Raw genomic sequence first — 15,679 nt, forward strand, 5'->3', positions numbered from 1 at the left:
TGGCGGCGGGTCCGCATCGCTGATCCCGGTGATGGGGTGTGGTGTCGCAGCCTGCCGCCGCGGCGGCGGACCTTCTGCTCGGCCGTGGCCAGGGCCGAGCGGCCCGGCCTGGCGCCGCTGGTGATCGCGCGGTCCTCGGGGTCCACCCGCGGGGTCGCATTCCTTGGCCGGCCCGCGCCGGCGTCGGTTGGTTTCACGGTGGTGTGCTGCCGGTTCCCGGGCGACGATGCGGCGCCGGCGACGCGCTCACCCGCTGGTAGCGGTGGGTGGCCTCACGGATCGATGATGCGGTCTGTTGGGAATGCTCGACCAACACTGCCTGCATGGTGGCGCAGGTGATCAGCACGGGGGTGCAGACCAGGATTTGGTATTTAAGCGACAGGCTCAGCAGCCCCAGACGCTGCAGGGCTTCGGCCACCAGGGCGCAGACGGTCAAAAACCCGATGCTGGTGCCCAGGGCAATGCGCGTGTGGGTGATCTGGTCGGCGTGGTCTTGGACCAGGTGCTGGATGCGCTTGTCGGCCTCGGCCATCTGTGTGATCAATTCCCGCAGACCGGTGTTTTGGGCGTCGTAGGCTTCGGCGGCCAGGCCTTGCCACCCGTGGTGGGCCGAGGCCGCCGGCAACTGGTCAGCGATGCGGCCCAGTTTCGCCGAACCGCTGCCGAACCTTGCGCCGTTCTCGTCGCCGAACCCATCCAACAACGTCATCGCGGTAATCATCATTATCGCCGTATAAATAATGAAGGCATCAGACCACTTATCCGGCTGGTCACCTTTAGCCGGCTCTATTTTGTCCTGCTCGGTGTTGGCAGCATAGTTCTCAACAGAATCCGTGGCGGATTTTTCCAGCGAACCGTCCCCAGGCTCATCGGGTTCCACTTCCGCTTTACCGTCGTTGGACTCTCCATCAGTTTGAACTTGCCCTTCATCAGGTTGAGCTTCGCCACCTCCGTTCTCGTTTTTGCTCTGACTTTCAACTTCTTTAGGTTTCCGTTCCAGCGGTTCATCGGAATCGGACTTGAAATCGTCGATTTCATCTTCTGGCAGTTCATCCTTACCGTCGTTGCGTGGATTTTCACCAGGAAGCGTCTCGCCGTCAGCAGGATCGTCAAGGTCAGGAAATCTGCTATCAGTTAGATCATGTTCAGTACCCTCGCTATCAGCAGGAGGATCGTCGGGAAGAAAGTAAACGTGAGTATCAGAAGTAACGGGGGAACCTGGTTGGAAATTTGGATTCTCCTGTTGTGCAGCTAATCCAATCATTTCCTCGTTACTGACTGGCAAATCTACTTCGGGGTCCGTGACATTGTCATATGTCGTATGTTCGGCGAGGCTATCGCTATCCGGACCGCTAGAATCTTCGTCTGAAGGCGGTGGAGTATCGGAGGAAAAGTCTATGTCAAAGTCCGGTGGATCATCAGGTGCACCCGGAACTTGATTATTTATCGTCGTAGGATCCTCCCAAGGCATCTGAGGAGGGGGCGTGGTTGGCATCGTGGGTGTCCTTTCGGCAGTTGGAAACTGGGCCACGTAACCGCCCGGTGCTGTGATATATGGTGTCGGTCAATTGCGTGACTTAGGGGTGTTGTCCGGTTTGCCGGGTGTGTTCGGCCTCGCCGGCCGGTTCGGCCTGGCCGGTTGACGGGCCGGGGTTGACGGGTGCCCGCCCACCCCGGTGGCCGCCGGCGCCGGCCCGGTCGCGGTGCTCGACGTCGTGGTCATCACCGCGGGTGCGGGCGGCCGCGGGCGCGGGCTCACCCGCCGCCGCGGGCGTCGGTGGGGCAGCCGGGCGCGCCCACGCCGGTCGCTCCGGTCGGGCCGGCTGGGCAGCGATGCCCGCCGCCACCGGGCGCAGCGGCAGGCCCACACCACCCACCCCGACCGCGGTATGTACCCCCGCACCATCCCTGCGCCGGGGCCGCGGCGCCACCCGACCCGCGGCCTTGGCGCCGCTGGTGATCGCGCGGTCCTCGGGGTCCACCCGCGGGGTCGCATTCCTTGGCCGGCCCGCGCCGGCGTCGGTTGGTTTCACGGTGGTGTGCTGCCGGTTCCCGGGCGACGATGCGGCGCCGGCGGCCGCGCTCACCCGCTGGTAGCGGTGGGTGGCCTCACGGATCGATGATGCGGTCTGTTGGGAATGCTCGACCAACACTGCCTGCATGGTGGCGCAGGTGATCAGCACGGGGGTGCAGACCAGGATTTGGTATTTAAGCGACAGGCTCAGCAGCCCCAGACGCTGCAGGGCTTCGGCCACCAGGGCGCAGACGGTCAAAAACCCGATGCTGGTGCCCAGGGCAATGCGCGTGTGGGTGATCTGGTCGGCGTGGTCTTGGACCAGGTGCTGGATGCGCTTGTCGGCCTCGGCCATCTGTGTGATCAATTCCCGCAGACCGGTGTTTTGGGCGTCGTAGGCTTCGGCGGCCAGGCCTTGCCACCCGTGGTGGGCCGAGGCCGCCGGCAACTGGTCAGCGATGCGGCCCAGTTTCGCCGAACCGCTGCCGAACCTTGCGCCGTTCTCGTCGCCGAACCCATCCAACAACGTCATCGCGGTAATCATCATTATCGCCGTATAAATAATGAAGGCATCAGACCACTTATCCGGCTGGTCACCTTTAGCCGGCTCTATTTTGTCCTGCTCGGTGTTGGCAGCATAGTTCTCAACAGAATCCGTGGCGGATTTTTCCAGCGAACCGTCCCCAGGCTCATCGGGTTCCACTTCCGCTTTACCGTCGTTGGACTCTCCATCAGTTTGAACTTGCCCTTCATCAGGTTGAGCTTGCCCTTCAGCCCACTCCTCACTCGATTCCGTAGCGAAAGACGAGCTGGATTCTTCAGTAACTGGCTCATCGGAACCTATTTGTCGGTCTTCAGAACCATCCGGCGATTTGCCACGACCTCTGCGAGTTGGAAATATTCGATGAATCATCTTCCAATCCAATCCAGGATCGGACGGCGCGTCGCTGGGCGGGAGGTTGATCCACGCGTTTATTTCATCGTACTGTTGTGGAATAGGCGTAAGATCCGGATTTTCCAGAGTTGGGTCCCGCGGATTTGACATCGTGCATATCCTCAGCTTTCATCGTTGTTTCGGACTTTTACAGCATAATATTGTGCGCGCTGCGGCTCGGCGACAGCGAGCGGTTTGGCGACGCAAAATCCCTCTTGTCGCAGCCGCAGGTGTAGGTGTTTACAGAAGTCGAGCGGCGTTTAGCAAGGATGGGGCGATCGTGAAATACACTCGTAGCGGCGATGCCCGTCGCCTGTGTTTTGCGCCGCGCTGATAGCAGCTGGATCGAAGCAGACTTTAGCGTCAGTCACCGTCGTAAGACCACCCGTTCGCCAGCAATACATCCGTCCGGCCTGTCGTGCCGGAAGTTCTCCATGGAGCAGTCGGAGTAACCCCTGCCGGGCCCCCCAGACCGAGCGAGCGAGTTTTCCCGCACACGGCTCAAGCAAGCCTTCGACCCACCAGCGTGCCCACGCTTGTGGGGATCGCGGGGCCTCACAGCGGCCGAACAACCTGCGCGCGGTACACGTCGTAGGCGGCCACAGGTAGGCCACCGCACCGACGCGGTCGCGGTCCTTGTAGCGCACCCGAAAACGCCCCGTCTGTACGCCTTGACCACTCCGCAGGGGTCGGCACGAGCTAGCCACCCCGGTCGATGATCGACCGGAAAGCAAGGGACTTAACCGATCAGCGCAGCTGGTCGTCAAGCTTGCCGGCGTGGTGTTGGTCGGTGCGGTGATACGCCGCGGCGGCGGTGCGCAGGTTTGCGGCCAGACCTTTGGCGGCGGCTTGCAGGGCCTCACCCGCGGCGCGGCGCGCGGATTCGGCCTTGTCCACAGCACGATTGGAGTAGGCACTGGCCACGCCGTGGGCAACCCAGACATCGTGGCCGATACCGTTGGTCACCCGCGTCGCCGATCCGATTTGGTCGGCCACATCGTCTTGTTTGTGTGCCAGCTTCGACACGTGTGCTGGATTGACGACCAAATGACTCATACCTAGTTCCCTTTCCTTTCGGTGCCTTTCAGGCTCGTTTCTGCAGATGGGTGATAGCCGGTGTGATTCATGTCCGCGGTGCGCTCAGCGTCTCCGGTCGTGCGGATTGGGTCGTTAGGCGCCCGCCCGGCACCGGCCCCATCGGCGGCGGCCCAGTCGTTGTCGTCGACGTCATTGTCGTGGTCTGCGGCGCGGGCGGGCCGCGCGGTCTGCTCACCGACGACCCGGGTGGAGGTCTGCGGGGTAGCGCCCGGCCGCGCTGCAGTCCTTACCGATGCGGCCGGGCTCACCGGCAGGCCCGCACCGCCCACCCCGGCCGCGGGGGGTGGTGTGGTGCCGAAAGGCTGCGGTGACAGCGGCGACACCCCCCAACGATCCGCCACACCGCCTGAGACGGCCGGCCCGGCCACGACGGCGTCAGCGTTTGCCGGGCCCACCGCGGCCGACTGTGCGGTCGGACCCGTCGGCCCACCGATCGAACCCGCGTTCGCCGACACCCGGTGGTAGTGGCTGATCTCCTCACCCATCAACGATGCGGTATGCACCGAATGGTCGATCAATACCGCTTGGACGGGTATACACACAGCAAGCGCGACGCCAGACACCGTTAGCTGTAACGCGAGGGACGCAGTAAACTCGCCCTGCCTCTCAAGCTGAACGGCAACTACCCCGCATATGATGAGCAGACCGATGAAGAATCCCAACACACTTCGCGCGTCGAAGACCGTGTCCGCGTGCTTGTCCAAGAGATGTTCCATGCGCCTGTCGGTGTCAGCCATTTGCTCGACCAGCTCCCGCAGACTATTGCTCTTGGCGCCGAAGGCATCTGATGCAGAACCTTGCCACACAGCGTGCGGCAAGTCCGGCAACTGTTGAGCAATGTCGCTGAACTTCTTCCAGCCGCTGCCGAACCTCTCCCCCCTCTCTTGATCAACCCCGTCCAACGCCAGCATGGTCGCGACAACGACCAACACTTGCCCAATGATCATCCCGTAGGTCGTTTGTGTGGCGGCGACAGGTCGCGGTACTAGGCCAGCAAGACCTGGGCCTGCGGGAGTCATTCCCTGGCATCCTTTCGAGCCGGTGGTGTTCCCGCGGATCGTTGAGGACCGCAGGCTCACGGTTCCGGTGCTGCTTTGCGGAGTCCGGGCCGCACCGCCTTCCGACGGGCCCGCACGTCACTAGGACACCTTGCGATGACCGCAGAACACCGTACGACGACCCCAGTACCGTTTCAGTCGCCCACCAGCAACGGTGATGTGCGTGTCTTGTGCAGGTATTTGGCAATCATGAAGTGTGCTGGTCGCACCACCCTCGAGTCACCGTGGCGCAAACCTGGGTGAGTCATTGCCAACCTGGTCGGTGGTCGTAGGCGAACGGTGACTAGTTTGACTGGGCTGTTGATCGTGTAGTTGTGTCAGATCACACCGGCGAGGGCAAGCAGGGGTTGGGCGACACGGATGTAGCCGCCTTTGGGTGTGCGCCCGCTGTGGCGTTCGAGATCGAGCTGGTCCTTGCACGACCACCTTCGCGCCCAGCGCCCCGAGGTGACGGGCATGCCCGAACAGCTCTGCGGCGATCTATATTTCGCCGAGCTTCGGGTCGGTCAGACGCCAAGCGACCGACCGGCATCCCCTCCGCCGTGCTGATCAGATACCGCTTCAACCCCCAAAACCGGCGGGAGTTCGCGGCGCAGCAGCCGTAGTTCGCCCACCCGGCCAGATCGGAACGCTTCACCGTCTCCCGGCATGCAGCCGCACGGCACCGGGGTGGCGTCGACCGAGCGAACCTGAGATCTTCGGCCCACGATGGGCACTGGCTGGCCAGATACCACATGGCCTGGCAGACCAGAGCGGTGCCGCCGCCGTGACCCGCGGGTGGTAGCCGGGCTGTTTCGGCAGGTGGCGGAATGGCTGCCAGGTCGGCCGAACACGTTCGCAGCCAATGATGTTCGCTGCGGGCGCCGAGCAGCACCTGGGGCATGGCCAGGCATACCAGCTCGGCGTCGAACAGCTTCGGCCGTCCCGAACGGCGCCAGTCGGGTTGGGCCACGTGATCGGCGATCCTCACCCACCGAACGTGTAACCATGGCGGCATCGCCCGGCGTGTCGCCGCCACCAGTGCACACTCGACGCAGCCAGCGCACGCCCGACGCGGAGTCCCGAATACTCAGTTAGACCGCGATTGTCGGATGGCGACAAACACCAACGTTCGGGCTAGGGCAACTACTGTGGCCACCTTGCACTGTCATGACCTGGGCCGCACTGTCATGACCTGGACGTGAGCGCACCTGGCTTGGCCAGAATCCATCAATAGATTCAGGCCCAGGACGGGTGGTGCGGTCGCGCGCCGTCGGTGGCGATGGTCACGCGATAGCAACGATGCTGTCGCCGATCACCAGGCCGGCCCGCGGCTGCTACCAGCGAATTTCACTTCTCCCCAATGCTTGCCGAAATCCCGCCCGCCAGAGTCTTGGTCAACTCGAACACATAGGTCGCCGAGGCCCCATTCCGCCGGCGACCGCCCACCTTGAGGCCCTGGAGTGCACACATGACCCAGCTATCAATTCAACATGCGCGAACGCAGGGACACGTTCTTGCTAATACCGCACCGTCGAAGTCAAACCACGCCGCTGTCAGCTCGAAAGCGTCGCGGTGTTCGCGACGATGACTACCCCGCACGGTGCACATGGGTTCGGAGACGACGACGGCGACTTCTCCTCCGACCCACATTTCTTCGGCACCGGCGGCGGTGCGGATATGGCCGATCTGGATTTTCTAGTCGCCGACCACCACAGCGACGACGATTCAGCCGACCTGGATTTCCTGGTCGCCGACCACCAGAGCAGCCAGGATTCGGAGTTCGATGCGCCTGAGGCGTACGCGCCCGTCGAGGACCCCACGGACAGCGAAATCGACCTCGACGCACTATGTCCGCCGACCCAGCAGGAAACCAAGGAGTTGGAGCCCCGGCTGTTCACGGTGACCAACCCCGCCGGGACGGTGTCGGTGTCAGCGCTCATGGGCGGCGCCATCCGCGAGGTCGAGCTGTCCGAGAAAGTGACCGACATGACTGAGTCGGAGCTTGAAGACGAGATACTTGTCCTTGCGGAACTTGCCCGACTAAAGGCGCAGTCTGCCCAATACACTTTCATGCTTGAAAACGTCCCCGAAACGCATTCAGAATACAGCTCTCAATTGCGCGACTTTATCGAACAGCATCTCGATCTGCCGACGCCCGAACAGGCCGCCGCGGCGCAAGCGGAAGTATTTGCAAAGCGATACACCCATGACGACGGTTGATCACCTAAGCGCGCGCCGCAGGCCGGCACAGCAGGTTGGCGGCACCGACCGATACACGCGCGCCGGGGCAGACGGCGGAGCAGAATTCTTGGTCACTCGCGGGACATTGGGCCACAACGGTGCGGGCGCGGCAGCAGAGCTGGCCGCCGTGCCTAGACACCTCAACATCAGCGCGTGAACCATGGCGAGTTTCCGACTTACCACCAGGATCCAGGTCAGCGGCTGGCGCTTTCTGCTTCGCCGGCTCGAACATGCCATCGTGCTCCGGGACACCCGGATGTTCGACGACCCGCTACAGTTCTATAGCCGGTCAACCACGCTGGGGATCGTCGTTGCGCTGATGCTCGTGATTGGCGCCGGGTTGTTGGCCTACCTCAACCCGAAGGGCAATCTTGGCGACGCCACCCTTGTCGCTGACCGCTCGACCAACCAGCTTTATGTGATCCTCTCCGGGCAGCTACATCCGGTCTACAACCTGACCTCGGCACGGCTGGTACTGGGCAATCCGGCCAACCCCATGGCCGTCGCCTCCGCAGACCTGAATGGCATGCCCAAAGGCCAGACCATCGGCATCCCCGGTGCCCCGTACGCCACGCCGGTGTCATCAGAGACCTCGTCGGTCTGGGCACTGTGCGATACCGTCACCGCCGCCGCCAGCGATGCTCCCGCGCTGGAGACGGTGGTGGTGTCCATGCCGCTGGTCCCCGATGCCGCGATAGATCCGATCCGGTCCGATGAGGCGGTTCTGGTATCCCACCAGGGCAAAGTATGGGTAGTCACCCCGGAAGGCCGGCACGCTTTGGATCTCGGCGACCGGGCCCTCACCTCCGCAGTGGGGATAGCCGAGACCGCCAAACCGATACCGATATCTGAAGCTCTGTTCAACGCGCTACCCGACGGCGGGGCCTGGCAGCTGCCGCCGATGCCCGCCCAGGGTGCGCCCAACTCTCTTGGGCTGCCCGACGATCTTGTGATCGGGTCGGTTTTTCAGATCTACACCGAACGCGGGCCGCAGAACTTTGTGGTGCTGCCCGACGGCATCGCGCGGGTGAGTCCCACCACCGCTGACGCGCTGCGCGACGTCGAGTCACACGGCCTGCTTGAGCCCCCGATGGTGGAATCCAGTCTGGTGGTCAAGTTCCCGGAACAGGTGTACGCCTCCCCCTTGCCCGACGAACCGCTCAAGCTCACATCCGCGACCGAGGAGCCCACGCTGTGCTGGACGTGGGAACACACACCCGCCGATCAATCGCCGAAGATAACGGTGCTCACCGGCCGGCATTTGCCGATACCGCCGTCAGCCATGGCCGCAGGTATCAAGCAAATCCAAGGGACGGCAACAGTTTTCACAAACTCCGGCAAGTACGTCACACTGCAGTCCCCGGATCCCCGACACGGTGAAGCCGCATACTACATCGACCCGCAAGGGGTGCGCTACGGGATTCCGAACGAGGAAACCGCGAACGCGCTGGGATTGAATTCGCCCAAGACCGCGCCTTGGGAGGTCGTTCGATTCCTGGTCGAAGGACCGGTGCTGTCCAAGGACGCCGCCTTGCTTGAGCACGACACGCTGCCCGCTGACCCTAGCCCCCGCAGATTTCCCGCCGAGCCCCCCGGAACACGGTGACGATGACGAAACGGCTCACTGCGATCATCACCCGCGGTCACCGATTGACGCCGCCAAACCCCGGGCCTGGAATTTCGGTGTCACCAAACGGCGCTGCGGGAATCCCCGCATCCCCCGTCGAACCTCCGCAGAAGCGCTCCCAACGCCACTCGGACAGTAGTCCCGCCACGGCGGAGTTGACCGTTCAACACGCGAATTTCCGGAGAGATACCTAGATGCAGCAAATGTCTTACCAGCCCACGGTTGCCGACATTGGCACACAAGTAAGCGATATCGCTATCAGCGGCCTGGCAACGGGCGCGACGGCGCTGACCTCGGTAACCGGGCTGGCGCCCGCGGGAGCAGACGAGGTCTCAGCGCAGGCGGCGACGGTATTCGCCTCAGAGGGCGCCCAGCTGTTGGCGATCCACGCACTGGCGCAAGAAGAACTCAAGCGGGCGGGCGAAGCGCTTCAGGCCATAGCCAGCATCTATGGGCAAGTCGACACCGACGCCGCCAACACATTTGGGTAGACACTTCGCATCGAGCAAGCAAGGGGACCGATCATGCTGTGGCACGCAATGCCACCGGAGCTCAACGCCGCGCGATTGATGGCCGGAGCGGGTCCGGAGCCAATGCTGGTTGCCTCCGCGGGGTGGGAGGCGCTGGCGGCGGCCCTGGACAACCAGGCCGGCGAGTTGTCCGCACGCCTGTGCGCCCTCAGCCAGGCGTGGACCGGTGACAGCAGCGAACGTGCGATCGCCGCGGCCTCGCCGATGCTGGCGTGGCTCCGAACCGTGGCAGCGCAGGCAAAGCTGCGCGCCCAGCGGGCAACCGCACAGGCAGCGGCGTACACCGAGGCGGTGTCCACGATGCCTTCGTTGCCGGAGATCGCCGCCAACCATGTCACACATGTCGTTCTTACGGCCACGAATTTCTTCGGTATCAACACAGTGCCGATCGCTTTCAACGAGATGGACTATTTCGTCCGCATGTGGAATCAGGCCGCCCAGGCGATGGACATCTACCAGGCGGAGACCGCGGTTAATACCCGTTTCGACAGGGTTGAGCCGATGCCGGCGATCCTTGCTCCCGACGCGGGCCAGACCCTGGCCGCCGGGCTTGCCGGGAAGTTCGGGGCGATGGCAGCCAACGCGGGGGCGATCCCCTTTGGCCAGTTGCCGCAGGGGGTTACGCAGGCCCTCAGCCAGGTGGGTGGGATGACGGCGCCGCTGCAGCAGCTGACCGCGCCGCTACAACAGCTGACATCGCTGTTCAATCCGACGGCCGGCATGTCCAGCGCGGGCAGCGGGCTAGCCGACGATGAGACCGCCCAGCTAGGCCTGATCGGAGCCAGCCCGTTGTCGAGCCACCCGTTGGCGGGTGGATCCGGTCCCAGCATGGGTGCGGGCCTGCTCCGGGCAGACGCGCTACCCGGTGCGGCCGGAACGTTGGCCCGCACGCCGCTGATGGCGGGGTTGATCGATCGTCCCGCGCCTGCTGTACCGGCGGCATCGGCGACCGCTACCCCGTCGCCGGCAGCGGGTGGCGCTGTGCCAATAGGTGCGATGGGCCGCGGCGCACACTCCGGGGCCTCGTCCAAGCAGACACCGGCGGCTTCTCCGCCGCCCACTGGGGCTCACGAGAAAAACGATCACGAGCTGTTCGACGACCAGGACGACTGGTGAACGCCCGCGATAGCGACAGGCTTCCCGGCCACCCGGGCCGGAAGACTTGCCAACATTTTGGCGAGGAAAAGTAAAAAGAGAAAGTAGTCCAGCATGGCAGAGATGAAGACCGATGCCGCTACCCTCGCGCAGGAAGCAGGTAACTTCGAGCGGATCTCCGGCGACCTGAAGACCCAGATCGACCAGGTGGAGTCGACGGCGGCTTCGTTGCAGAGCCAGTGGCGCGGTGCCGCGGGCACGGCCGCCCAGGCCGCGGTGGTGCGCTTCCAAGAGGCGGCCAACAAGCAGAAGCAGGAACTCGACGAAATTTCGGCGAATATTCGTCAGGCCGGCGTCCAATACTCCAAGGCCGACGAGGAACAGCAGCAGGCACTGTCCTCGCAAATGGGCTTCTAATTCCCCAACCACAAAGAAACGGAGCACAGACATGACAGAACAGCAGTGGAATTTCGCGGGCATTGAGGCCGCGGCAAGCGCAATTCAGGGAAACGTCACGTCCATTCATTCCCTGCTCGACGAGGGCAAGCAGTCGCTGACCAAGCTGGCGGCGGCCTGGGGCGGTAGCGGTTCGGAGGCCTACCAGGGCGTTCAGCAGAAGTGGGACGCCACCGCTACCGAGCTCAACAACGCCCTGCAGAACCTGGCGCGCACCATCAGTGAGGCCGGTCAGGCGATGCAATCGACCGAGGGCAACGTGACGGCAATGTTCGCATAGCACGGCGCGGTAGGAGCTTGGCGAGTTCAACGGCGATCTCGCCATTCCTGCACTTCGTCGCTTGACGACTTCCGTTCTGACCGCGGGCTGGCGATCACGGTCCACTCAGCCACGGATGTGGGCGTCCGGCAAAAGTTTGCCGGCGGGCGAAATAACCAAGGAGATTGAGCGATGGCCAAGGAACTAGCCGTGGATCCCGCGGGGCTGAGCAACGCGGGAATCATCCTGGGAGGTCTCACCTTTCCGTCGGTTCCGCCGCCCGTTACCGCGGCTGGAACGGACGCGGCCGCGGCGGCGATCAATGCGACCATGCCAGACATCGAGGCACCAGCCATCGAAAGGATGTCGGCCGTCAAGGCGGCCCTCATCCAGACGGGTTCCAGCATCGCCACAGCGGGTGCCATGTACGCCGAACTCGACCAAACGCTGGGTGACAGGTTCAACCAGCTCGAACAGTTAGCCACCCAGCTCGGCCAATTAACAACCACGCCAATGGAAATCGCGTCACAGCTTGGTCAGACAGCTAACCTGCCACAGTTGGGAGAGACCGCAACACAGCTCGGTTTGCCGACGGCGATCGAGCAGATCTCCCCGATTGAGGCCAGCATCGTTCAGTGCGCGCAAGGGGCCGCGCAGAGCCCGGGCGAAACCGGTGCCGGGCCGGCGCAGCTCACCCAGGACATCACCAGCGCAGGCCAACCGCCTGTGGAGCAAGGACAAACGGTGGACGCCACCAGGCCCGACGACACGAGCGGCAACGGCGACCAACCGGCGCCGGACCCCGACGCCGAGGCAGGTCACGACGACGACCAACCGGGGCCACGGAACTCGGGAGACGAACCCGCGCAGGGCGACACCAATGCGCCGGCGGGCCCGATCCCCGCCTATCTGGTAGGCGCCACCGGCTACCCGACGCCGGTGGTCGGTGCGCCGTCTCAGATGTGTGGAAGCGACTAAGCGATGGGCATAGCGAGGCCGACGGGTGAGTACGTCGAGCGGATGCTCGATCCGGGTGGGTGGCCGGGGGTCAATGAGGACATCTTCTACGACCGGGCGCAGGAGTTCAGCCAGGTTTTGCAGCGGGTCAGCGAGGTGCTGGCAACCTGTCAGCAGCAGCGGGGGCAGGTGTTCAGCGGGGGGCTGTGGTCGGGTGGGGCCGCCGACGCCGCCAACGACAAGCTCAGTGCGCACATCGACCAGTTGATGACGCTGCAAGACGATCTTGCCGCCGTAATTTCCTGGCACAACACGATCGGCGGATTGAGCGTGCAAGCCAAATCGGATATCACGGATAATGTTGAGGCCGCTCAACGCAAGATCGAAGCGCTACAGAATGATCCCGGCCTGGACCCAGTCGAGCGCAAGGAAGCGATCAACAAGTTGGTCAGCCGGGTGCACGGGATGAATCTCGACGTGGTCGCTGCTACCGCCGAGCGGATCTCGACATCCAAGACCTGGAAGCCGGCGAAGAATGCGGTGCAACATCTGCTCAACCGAAGGACACCTCCGCTGACCACATCGGCACTCGATGACGAGGGGGTGCTGTCGACCAGCCCCCCGCCGATTTCTCCCGGGCAGAAGCCGGTACCGCCGGCAACCCCTGTGGGCACGCCTAACCCGCTGGCTCAGTCCGCACCATGGAACGGGTCGAGAGCTCCGGGTCGCCCGGCACCGTCGACGGCAGAGCCGCTCCCGGATGCCGGCATGCCCGACCACGGCCCGGGAGGGGCTGCGGTGACACCGCAACCGTCGCTACCGTCGCGATCCCCGATGCCGCCGAACGCAGTTCGCGTGGCGCCGGCTCGAGCGACTGGCCAACCCCCCGAGCTGGCGGCGCCGGATGATCAGTCGCAGTGGTACAAGCACACCAGCCAAGGCAGCGGCGGTGATCTGGGACTGCAGCCTTGGAACGTCGCGCAGGGTGCGGGTAGTGGGGCGGGTACTACCGCTGAGCGGGCCCCGCTAGGCACCTCGACGGGGCCGGCGCCGGGGGCCACCCGGCCGGCGTCGGCGCGAACCCCGCCTCCCGCGGCCAAGAGGTCGCCCGATCCGACCGAACAACACGACCACAGCGGATCGACGGATGCGGGTGCGTCAGTGCCGATGGTCCCGGTTTCGGCGGCGCGGGCAACTCGGGACGCGATAGCAGCCGCCACCTCACGTCAGGGCAGTGCCAACGATCCACTGCGGCTGGCGCGGCGCATTGCCGCGGCGTTGAACGCACCCGACAATGCCACCGATGCCGATCTAGAGTTCTACTGGATCACCGCGGTGACCACCGACGGGGACATCGTGGTAGCCAACAGTTACGGGCTGGCCTACATCCCGGAACAGGTGCGTTTGCCCATCGGGGTTAAGCTGGCCAGCGCCGACCAGGCGATCCCGGTCGACGAGAGGGCTCGCTGGGCGACCTACCCGCTGATCGCCGTACAAGGCTGGGCGGCCCACCACGACCTCAAGCTGCGGGCCGTGATCGGCACCGCGGAACAGTTAGCCAAGTCCGATCCGGGCGCGGCCAAGATTGTGCTGGAATCCGACGATATCCCGGAAAACGGCATGATGACCGGCCGGTCTCGGCTGGAGGTGGTGGATCCGATGGCCGCGGCCCAGCTTGCTGCAACCAGTGACATGCGGTTGACAGACCTGTTGCCGCCAGCGCCGGCTGCTGGCAATCCACCGGAAGACAAGCGAGATGTCTTGTGGTTCGAGCTGATAGCACCGCTGCTCAGCAACGCCAGCGGCCGCGAGGCCGCGCACCTGCGGGCGTTCCGCAGCTACGCCACCCACGCCCGAGAACTGGCGTTGCATCACGCGCACGCCGCGGCAGCCCCGCGAGTCCAGCTTCCCGCCGTCGCAGACTGGTTGTACTGGCACTACATTGTTGGGCTGCTGGCAGGCTCGGTAAGCGAATAAGACCAACTGTCGTCGCGCACCACCCGGGGCGGATTTGGGGCCGCTTGCTGCTGGCCATCAGCTCAGAACCCCCGCGCGGGAAACACCCGCCACTCACAGCTCACAACCCCAGCGCCGGGCGGGCCGCCGGGTCGCAATCGTCGAGCAGATCCAGGCAGCGGGTGTATTCGTCGGTCTCGCCGATCGCGTCGGCGGCCCGGGCCAGCGCCGCAACACAGCGCAGGAAGCCCCGGTTGGGCTGGTGGGCATACGGCACCGGGCCGAAGCCCTTCCACCCGTTGCGGCGCAGTTGGTCCAGGCCCCGGTGGTAGCCGGTGCGGGCGTACGCGTAGGCCGTGACGGCCTGGTCGTCGGTCAGCGCCTGCTCGGCGAGCACCGCCCAGACCACCGAGGCCGACGGATGCGCGGCGGCGACGATGCTCGGGTTTTCGTTGGCCAGCAGCTCGGCTTCGGCTTCGCTGTCGCCGGGCAGCAGGATCGGATCGGGTCCCAGGAGATCACCCATCGGTGTCATGGCTTCTATTCTGCAATCCGCGCCGCGGCGGCCGGGTCGCTAAGCTCCACTCATGCCCAACGCACCCGAGCCCGACCGCGACGGCGCTGACCGCAGGAACGTACCGGCAAGCGAGCGGACCACAGACCCCGGCGTCCACCCGCCGGAAAGTTCCTCGCCGATACCCCACGACGCCGAGACCGAGACCGTGGTGATCAGCACGCCCGATCCGGAGAGCCCGCCCGAGGCCGCGAAACCTGCGCGCGAACGGCGCTTCACCGCGCCCGGCTTCGACGCCAAAGAGACCCAGGTCATCGCCACCGCCCCGGAGGCCGCCACCGAGGTCTTGCACACCCACCCGGCGCCCAGCGTGCCACCGCCACCGCCGCCCACAATTCCACTGAAAACCGCTGTGCCGCAATCGATTCCGCCACGGCCTGGAGCAGCGAAGGCGGCGATGTCCGGACACCGCAATTGGGGCTGGGTGCTGGCGGTGGTGGTGATCGTGTTGGCGCTGGCGGCGATCGCGATCTTCGGCACGCTGCTGCTCACCCGCGACAAACGTTCGAAGGTCTCGCAGGAGGACCTGGTGCGGCACGCCATCCAGAGCTTTGATGTCGCGATCCAGACCGGCGACCTGACCGCGCTGCGCGGCATCACCTGCGGCACCACCCGGGACGGCTATGTGGAGTACGACGAGCGCTCCTGGGCGGAAACCTATCGACGGGTTTCGGCGGCCAAACAATATCCGGTCATCGCCAGCATCGACGAGGTCGTCGTCAACGGCCAGCAGGCCGAGGCCAATGTCACCACGTTCATGGCCTACGACCCGCAGGTCCGCTCGACCCGCAGCATCGACCTGCAGTTCCGCGACGATCAGTGGAAGATCTGCCAGTCCCCCAGCGGCTAGCCCGGCGCGAACAGACGCAAAGGCCCCCATTTCGATACGAAATGGGGG

The 15,679-nt window shown here is 64.6% G+C and carries 14 protein-coding genes and 1 pseudogene; 9 read left to right on the plus strand and 6 right to left on the minus strand.

The window, feature by feature from the left end; all coding sequences use genetic code 11:
• Positions 1 to 193 precede the first annotated feature (193 nt).
• From G6N20_RS15240 to G6N20_RS22455, 5 genes and pseudogenes are all read right to left on the minus strand, one after another.
• Positions 194 to 1,495 (minus strand): EspA/EspE family type VII secretion system effector, encoded by a 1,302-nt coding sequence (locus G6N20_RS15240; protein WP_163663070.1) that lies wholly within the window; start codon positions 1,493 to 1,495, stop codon positions 194 to 196.
• An 82-nt stretch (positions 1,496 to 1,577) separates the two neighbouring features.
• Positions 1,578 to 2,546: an EspA/EspE family type VII secretion system effector gene (locus G6N20_RS15245; RefSeq protein ID WP_163663073.1), complete on the minus strand. Its 969-nt coding sequence runs from the start codon at positions 2,544 to 2,546 to the stop codon at positions 1,578 to 1,580.
• A 1,149-nt stretch (positions 2,547 to 3,695) separates the two neighbouring features.
• Positions 3,696 to 4,004: an ESX-1 secretion-associated protein gene (locus G6N20_RS15250; protein ID WP_083052544.1), complete on the minus strand. Its 309-nt coding sequence runs from the start codon at positions 4,002 to 4,004 to the stop codon at positions 3,696 to 3,698.
• Between the two features lie 2 nt (positions 4,005 to 4,006).
• On the minus strand, positions 4,007 to 4,978 hold the full coding sequence (locus G6N20_RS15255; protein WP_142272246.1) for an EspA/EspE family type VII secretion system effector: 972 nt from the start codon (positions 4,976 to 4,978) through the stop codon (positions 4,007 to 4,009).
• Between the two features lie 681 nt (positions 4,979 to 5,659).
• Positions 5,660 to 5,784 (minus strand): annotated as a pseudogene (locus G6N20_RS22455) (IS982 family transposase); the annotation flags it as partial.
• Between the two features lie 874 nt (positions 5,785 to 6,658).
• Here G6N20_RS22455 and G6N20_RS15260 point away from each other — a divergent pair.
• From G6N20_RS15260 to G6N20_RS15295, 8 genes are all read left to right on the plus strand, one after another.
• Positions 6,659 to 7,306, plus strand: a complete 648-nt coding sequence (locus tag G6N20_RS15260; RefSeq protein ID WP_232065356.1) for a hypothetical protein — start codon at positions 6,659 to 6,661, stop codon at positions 7,304 to 7,306.
• Between the two features lie 181 nt (positions 7,307 to 7,487).
• Complete coding sequence (eccB, locus tag G6N20_RS15265) at positions 7,488 to 8,933, plus strand: type VII secretion protein EccB (RefSeq protein ID WP_083052540.1); 1,446 nt, start codon at positions 7,488 to 7,490, stop codon at positions 8,931 to 8,933.
• A gap of 215 nt (positions 8,934 to 9,148) precedes the next feature.
• Positions 9,149 to 9,445, plus strand: coding sequence for a PE family protein (locus G6N20_RS15270; protein WP_083052537.1), 297 nt, complete (start codon positions 9,149 to 9,151; stop codon positions 9,443 to 9,445).
• A gap of 33 nt (positions 9,446 to 9,478) precedes the next feature.
• Positions 9,479 to 10,600 (plus strand): PPE family protein, encoded by a 1,122-nt coding sequence (locus G6N20_RS15275; protein ID WP_083052534.1) that lies wholly within the window; start codon positions 9,479 to 9,481, stop codon positions 10,598 to 10,600.
• 93 nt (positions 10,601 to 10,693) lie between these two features.
• On the plus strand, positions 10,694 to 10,996 hold the full coding sequence (esxB, locus tag G6N20_RS15280) for a type VII secretion system ESX-1 WXG100 family target CFP-10 (RefSeq protein WP_163663076.1): 303 nt from the start codon (positions 10,694 to 10,696) through the stop codon (positions 10,994 to 10,996).
• Positions 10,997 to 11,027: 31 nt separating this feature from the next.
• Positions 11,028 to 11,315 (plus strand): type VII secretion system ESX-1 WXG100 family target ESAT-6, encoded by a 288-nt coding sequence (esxA, locus tag G6N20_RS15285; RefSeq protein WP_163663079.1) that lies wholly within the window; start codon positions 11,028 to 11,030, stop codon positions 11,313 to 11,315.
• Positions 11,316 to 11,486: 171 nt separating this feature from the next.
• Entirely contained in the window at positions 11,487 to 12,272 is a 786-nt protein-coding gene (locus tag G6N20_RS15290; protein WP_083052053.1) for a hypothetical protein, read from the plus strand.
• Positions 12,273 to 12,275: 3 nt separating this feature from the next.
• Positions 12,276 to 14,228: a hypothetical protein gene (locus tag G6N20_RS15295; RefSeq protein WP_083052056.1), complete on the plus strand. Its 1,953-nt coding sequence runs from the start codon at positions 12,276 to 12,278 to the stop codon at positions 14,226 to 14,228.
• Positions 14,229 to 14,328: 100 nt separating this feature from the next.
• Here G6N20_RS15295 and G6N20_RS15300 read toward each other — a convergent pair whose 3' ends face one another.
• On the minus strand, positions 14,329 to 14,742 hold the full coding sequence (locus tag G6N20_RS15300; RefSeq protein WP_083052059.1) for a DUF3151 domain-containing protein: 414 nt from the start codon (positions 14,740 to 14,742) through the stop codon (positions 14,329 to 14,331).
• A 52-nt stretch (positions 14,743 to 14,794) separates the two neighbouring features.
• On the opposite strand from G6N20_RS15300, the gene G6N20_RS15305 reads away from it, so the two are divergent.
• On the plus strand, positions 14,795 to 15,631 hold the full coding sequence (locus tag G6N20_RS15305) for an Rv0361 family membrane protein (RefSeq protein ID WP_083052062.1): 837 nt from the start codon (positions 14,795 to 14,797) through the stop codon (positions 15,629 to 15,631).
• Positions 15,632 to 15,679 lie beyond the last annotated feature (48 nt).

The sequence above is a fragment of the Mycobacterium shinjukuense genome (assembly GCF_010730055.1).
Lineage (GTDB): Bacteria > Actinomycetota > Actinomycetes > Mycobacteriales > Mycobacteriaceae > Mycobacterium > Mycobacterium shinjukuense.